The organism is Caulobacter sp. AP07 (assembly GCF_000281955.1).
Classification (GTDB): Bacteria; Pseudomonadota; Alphaproteobacteria; order Caulobacterales; family Caulobacteraceae; genus Caulobacter.
The window spans coordinates 1-4,926 of sequence record NZ_AKKF01000056.1 but is presented as its reverse complement, the minus strand read 5'-3'; the positions used below and the strand labels follow the sequence as shown (position 1 = coordinate 4,926).

The 4,926-nt window shown below is 73.1% G+C and carries 5 protein-coding genes and 1 pseudogene; 1 reads left to right on the top strand and 5 read right to left on the bottom strand.

Annotation, left to right across the window (positions count from 1 at the left end):
* On the bottom strand, window positions 1-546 hold a 546-nt coding region (locus tag PMI01_RS04500; RefSeq protein WP_007663666.1), incomplete at its 3' end, for an amidase family protein.
* A 135-nt stretch (window positions 547-681) separates the two neighbouring features.
* Here PMI01_RS04500 and PMI01_RS04495 point away from each other — a divergent pair.
* On the top strand, window positions 682-1,671 hold the full coding sequence (locus PMI01_RS04495) for a P1 family peptidase (RefSeq protein ID WP_007663664.1): 990 nt from the start codon (window positions 682-684) through the stop codon (window positions 1,669-1,671).
* A 35-nt stretch (window positions 1,672-1,706) separates the two neighbouring features.
* On the opposite strand, the pseudogene PMI01_RS28175 reads toward PMI01_RS04495, so the two are convergent.
* The 4 genes and pseudogenes from PMI01_RS28175 to PMI01_RS04480 form a co-directional block, all read right to left on the bottom strand.
* A pseudogene (locus tag PMI01_RS28175) lies at window positions 1,707-1,816 on the bottom strand (hypothetical protein); the annotation flags it as partial.
* A 28-nt stretch (window positions 1,817-1,844) separates the two neighbouring features.
* Window positions 1,845-3,440 carry an ABC transporter ATP-binding protein gene (locus PMI01_RS04490; RefSeq protein ID WP_007663663.1) on the bottom strand — a complete coding sequence of 532 codons (1,596 nt, stop codon included), beginning with the start codon at window positions 3,438-3,440 and terminating at the stop codon, window positions 1,845-1,847.
* Between the two features lies 1 nt (window position 3,441).
* A complete protein-coding gene (locus tag PMI01_RS04485; RefSeq protein WP_007663660.1) occupies window positions 3,442-4,266 on the bottom strand; it encodes an ABC transporter permease in 825 nt (274 codons plus the stop codon).
* Window positions 4,263-4,926 (bottom strand): ABC transporter permease (locus tag PMI01_RS04480; protein ID WP_007663657.1); only part of this gene is annotated, 664 nt, incomplete at its 5' end. The genes PMI01_RS04480 and PMI01_RS04485, both read right to left, overlap by 4 nt.

The window sequence follows — 4,926 nt, the reverse complement described above, 5'->3', positions numbered from 1 at the left end:
CAGGCGGATCGAGCCGCCGATGTCGGTGCCCAGGTGCAGCGGGCCGTAGCCGGCGGCGGCGGCCGTCCCCGCTCCGGCGCTCGACCCGCCCGGCGTCTTGCTGACGTCCCAGGGGTTGCGCGACAGCTTGTGGAAGCTCGACAGGCCCGAGGACAGCATGCCGAAGTCGGGCGAGGTGGTCTTGCCGAGAATCACTGCTCCTGCTTCGCGCAGGCGCGCGGCCGGCGGCGCGTCGGCCGGCTCGGGGCGCAGCTCCGTCGCCGCCGAACCCAGCGGCTTGGCCACGCCGCGCGTGGCGATCAGCTCCTTGATGGTCACCGGCACGCCGTCGAGCGGGCCGGCGGGATTGCCCCGGAGCCACCGCGCTTCCGAGGCCCGGGCCTCGGCCATCGCGCCTTCGGGGTCCAGCGCCCAGGTGGCGTTGAGCACCGGTTCCAGGGCCGCGATCCGCGCCAGCACGGCGCCGACCACGTCCACGGGCGAGACCGCCTTGTCACGGTATAGCGTCAGCAGGTCGACGGCGGTCAGATCCGCGAGTTCGGACATGGGGACTCCGGTAAGCAGGACTCGAACATCGCGAGCCTACAGAACGCCGGGCCATCGCGAAGACGGTTTTGCGCGTAACCGGCGCGGGGGTCGGCTAAAAGTCATGGCTCGTCGAGTCTGTAAGGAACGCCAGCCTTGTATCGTCCCGGTCCCCGTAACCTGATCACCGACGTCCCAGGCCTGAGCGTGGGCAACGCCACGGACGAGGCCCTGCGTAGCGGCGTGACGGTGCTGCTGTGCCCGGATGGCTGGAGCGCCGGCGTCGATGTGCGCGGCGGCGGCCCCGGAGTGCGCGAGAGCGAGACCCTGGCGCCGGAGAACGGCTACGCCCGGGCCCACGCCGTGGTGCTGTCCGGCGGCTCGGTGTTCGGCCTCGGCGCCGCCGACGGCGTGGTGGCGGCGCTTTCGCGGGCGGGGGAGGGCTTCAGCGTCCGGCCAGGCGCGCCGACCGTGCCGATCGTGCCGGGGGCGGTGCTCTATGACCTGGCCAACGGCGGCGACAAGGCCTGGGGCGCTGACCCGCCCTATCGGCGCCTGGGCGTCGAAGCGGCGGGCGTGGCCGGCCAGGACTTCGCCCTCGGCGCGGTGGGGGCCGGGCGGGGCGCGATGGCGGGCCTGGTCAAGGGCGGGCTGGGCTCGGCCTCGCTGGACCTCGGCGACGGCCTGGTGGTCGGGGCCCTGGCGGCGGTCAATCCGGTCGGCTCGGTCTATATGCCCGACGGCGAGACCTTCTGGGCCTGGCCGTTCGAGATCGACGGCGAGTTCGGCGGCCGCACGCCCAGGGGGCCGGCCGGCGTGGTCGAGCCGATGCCAGAGGCCTCGCGCCTGGCGGGCCAGGGCCGGCTGACGCCGGGCGCCAACACCACCCTGGCCGTGGTCGCGGTCAACGCCGCCCTGACCTCCGCCGAGTGCAAGCGCGTGGCGATGATGGCCCAGGACGGCCTGTCCCGCGCCGTGCGCCCCGCCCACACGCCGTTCGACGGCGACGTGGTGTTCGCGGTGGCCTCGGGCGAGATCGACCTGGGCCAGGACGAGCGCCTGCGCCGCATCGCGCGCATCGGCTCGGCGGCCGGCGACTGCCTGGCCCGGGCCATCGCGCGCGGGGTTTATCTGGCGCGGGGGTAGGGGGGCGAAATCAATTGAACCCCACCCCACGGTTGTCATCCCGGCCGTAGGACCGCGTAGCGGACCGAAGAGCCGGGACCCAGGGCAACCGCAATGCGCCGGCCCCTGGGTCCCGGCTCTCCGCTTCGCTGCGGCCGGGATGACAACCGTGGGGGATTAATGGAATTCGAACCCTAGGCCCGCGCCGCCAAGGCCCGGTCGAGGTCCGGCGTCGCGGCGATCAGTTGCGCCGTGTACGGATGCTGGGGATTGGCGAAGACCTCGGCCGTCGGGCCTTCCTCGACGATCCGGCCGGCCTTCATCACCAGCACCCGGTCGGTCAGGCCGCGCACCACGCCCATGTCGTGCGAGACGAACAGATAGGCCAGGCCCAACTCGTCCGACAGCCTGGCCAGCAGGTCCAGCACCTCGGCGCGCACGGTGACGTCGAGGGCCGAGACCGCCTCGTCCAGGGCGATGATCGAGGGTTCGACGATCAGGGCGCGGGCGATGGCGATGCGCTGGCGCTGGCCGCCCGAGAACTGGTGGGGATGGCGGTCGGCGGCCTGCGCCGGCAGGCCGACCTTGGCCAGGGCCGCCTCGACCTTGCGGCGGCGGTCGGCGGGCGAAGGCCGGTCGTCCAGCAGGTGAAGGGGCTCGGCGACCAGCCGCTCCACGGTCCAGCGCGGGTCGAAGCTGCCATGCGGGTCCTGGAACACCACCTGGATGTGGCGGCGCAGGGCGCGGGGCGAGGCGGGTGAGAACGGCCGGCCCGACAGCCGCACCTGACCGCCCTGCGGCGTCTCCAGCGCCAGCAGGGTGCGCAGCAGGGTGGACTTGCCGCACCCGGACTCGCCGACCAGGCCGACGATCTCGCCGGGCCGGATCGCCAGGCTGACCTCCGACACCGCGCGGAACGGGAGGGCGGCGCGAAGGAAGCGGCGCGGTCCGGGGTAGTTCCGGACCACACCTTCGGCCTCCAGCACGGGCGGGGCGGAGGACGCGGGGTGGCCCCGCCGGACAGGAACCCGCGTCGCGTCGGCGGCCAGGGCCCGGGTATAGGGGTGCTTCAGTTCCGAGAACAGCGCGCCGGTTTCGCCGGTTTCGACGATCCGGCCATCCTTCATGACGGCCACCTGGTCGGCGATCCCGGCCACCACGGCCAGGTCGTGGCTGACCAGGATCAGGGCCGCGCCGTCCTCCCGCACCAGGCGGCGCAGCAGCTCCAGGATCTGGGCCTGGGTGGTGACGTCCAGGGCGGTGGTCGGCTCGTCGGCGATGATCAGCCGGGGCGACAGGACGATGGCGATGGCGATGGCCACGCGCTGGCGCTGGCCGCCGGACAGCTCGTGCGGATAGCGGCCCAGCGGGAAGCGCTCGGCGGGCAGGCCGACCCGTTCCAGCGCCTGCCGCGCCACTTCCAGGGCCTTGGCCCGCGAACCGCCCTGGTGCAGCCGCACGACCTCGGCCACCTGGTCGCCGATGGTCATCACCGGATTGAGGGCCGTCATCGGCTCCTGGAACACCATGCCGATCTTGGCGCCGCGCACGTCGCAAAGGTCGGTTTCGGACAGGCGCGTCAGGTCCTGGCCGTCGAAGCGGATCGCGCCGCTGGCCCGCGCGCGCTCCGGCAGCAATCCCAGGATCGACAGGGCGGTCATCGACTTGCCCGAGCCGGACTCGCCGACCACGCCCAGCACCTGGCCGGGCTCCAGTGACAGCGACAGGCCGTTCAGGATCGGCGCGCCGCCGATCGTCACCCGCAGGTCGTCGATCTCCAGCAGGGCCATCTCAGCGCTCCCCGTCGAGGCGCGGGTCGAGCCTGTCGCGCAGGCCGTCGCCCAGCAGGTTCAGGCCCAGCACGGTGATGACGATGGCCAGGCCCGGGAAGATCGCCTGCAGCGGCGCGACGCCGATCAGGGTCTGGGCGTCGGCCAGCATCTTGCCCCAGCTGGCGGCCGGCGGCTGCACGCCCAGGCCCACATAGGACAGCCCCGCCTCGGCGATGATCCCCAGCGAGAACTGCAAGGTGGCCTGGACGATCAGGATGCTGGCCAGGCCCGGCAGGATGTGCTCGAGCGAGATCCGCGCCGTGCCCTTGCCCGCTGTCCGCGCCGCCAGCACGTAGTCGCGGGTCCACAGCGACAGGGCCGAGCCGCGGGTCAGGCGGGCGAAGACCGGGATGTTGAACACGCCGATGGCGATCACCGCGTTGATCGCCCCGGGGCCGAGCACCGCGGTGAGCAGGATGGCCAGGATCAGCGACGGGAAGGCGAAGACCACGTCGTTGGACCGCATCACCAGCTCGTCGATCCCGCCGCGCCGCGCCGCCGCCAGCAGGCCCAGCGGCACGCCGACCCCGGCCCCCAGCAGCACCGCCACCAGCGACACCGCCAGGGCGTTGCGCGCCCCGACCAGGATCATCGACAGGGTGTCGCGGCCGAAGTGGTCGGCCCCGAACCAGTGGCCGGCCGACGGTCCTTGCAGCCGATGGGCGATGTCGAAGGCCGCGACGTCGTAGGGCGTCCAGGCCAGCGACCCCAACGCGGCGATCACGAACAGGGCGCTGATCGCGGCCCCCACGATCAGGCTGGCGGAACGGCGGGGGGCGCTCATGAGCCGCGCTTTCCGCGAAGCCGGGGATCGACCAGCACATAGGCGACGTCGATCAGGAAGGTGGTCGCCACCACGGCGAAGACCAGCAGCATGACCACGCCCTGGACGACGATCAGGTCGCGCTGGGTGATGGCCTGCAGCACCAGGCGCCCCAGGCCCGGCAGGAAGAAGACGTTCTCGATGATCACGCTGCCGGCCAGCAGGTAGGGGAACTGCAGGCCCAGGATGGTCAGCAGCGGGATCAGGGCGTTGGGCAGGCCGTGCCGCCACAGGGCTTGGCTTCGCGACAGCCCCTTGGCGCGGGCGGTGCGCATGTAGTCCTCGGCCAGGGTGTCGATCAGGGCCGAGCGGGTGACGCGGGCGATGATCGCCGCCTGCGGCACGGCCAGGGCCAGGGAGGGCAGGGTCAGGGCCTTGAGCGCCGGCCACAGCCCGGCGTCCCAGCCCGGGAAGCCGCCGGCCGTGAACCAGCGCAGGCCCGTCGAGAAGGCCATGACCAGCAGGACCGCGAACCAGAAGTTGGGGATGGCGACGCCCACCTGGGTCAGGCCCATCACCGCGGTGTCGGCCGGCCCGCCGCGCCGCGCCGCCGCCAGGGCCCCGATCGGCGCGCCGATGGCCACCGACAGCACCATGGCCGCCGCCGCCAGCGGCAGGGGG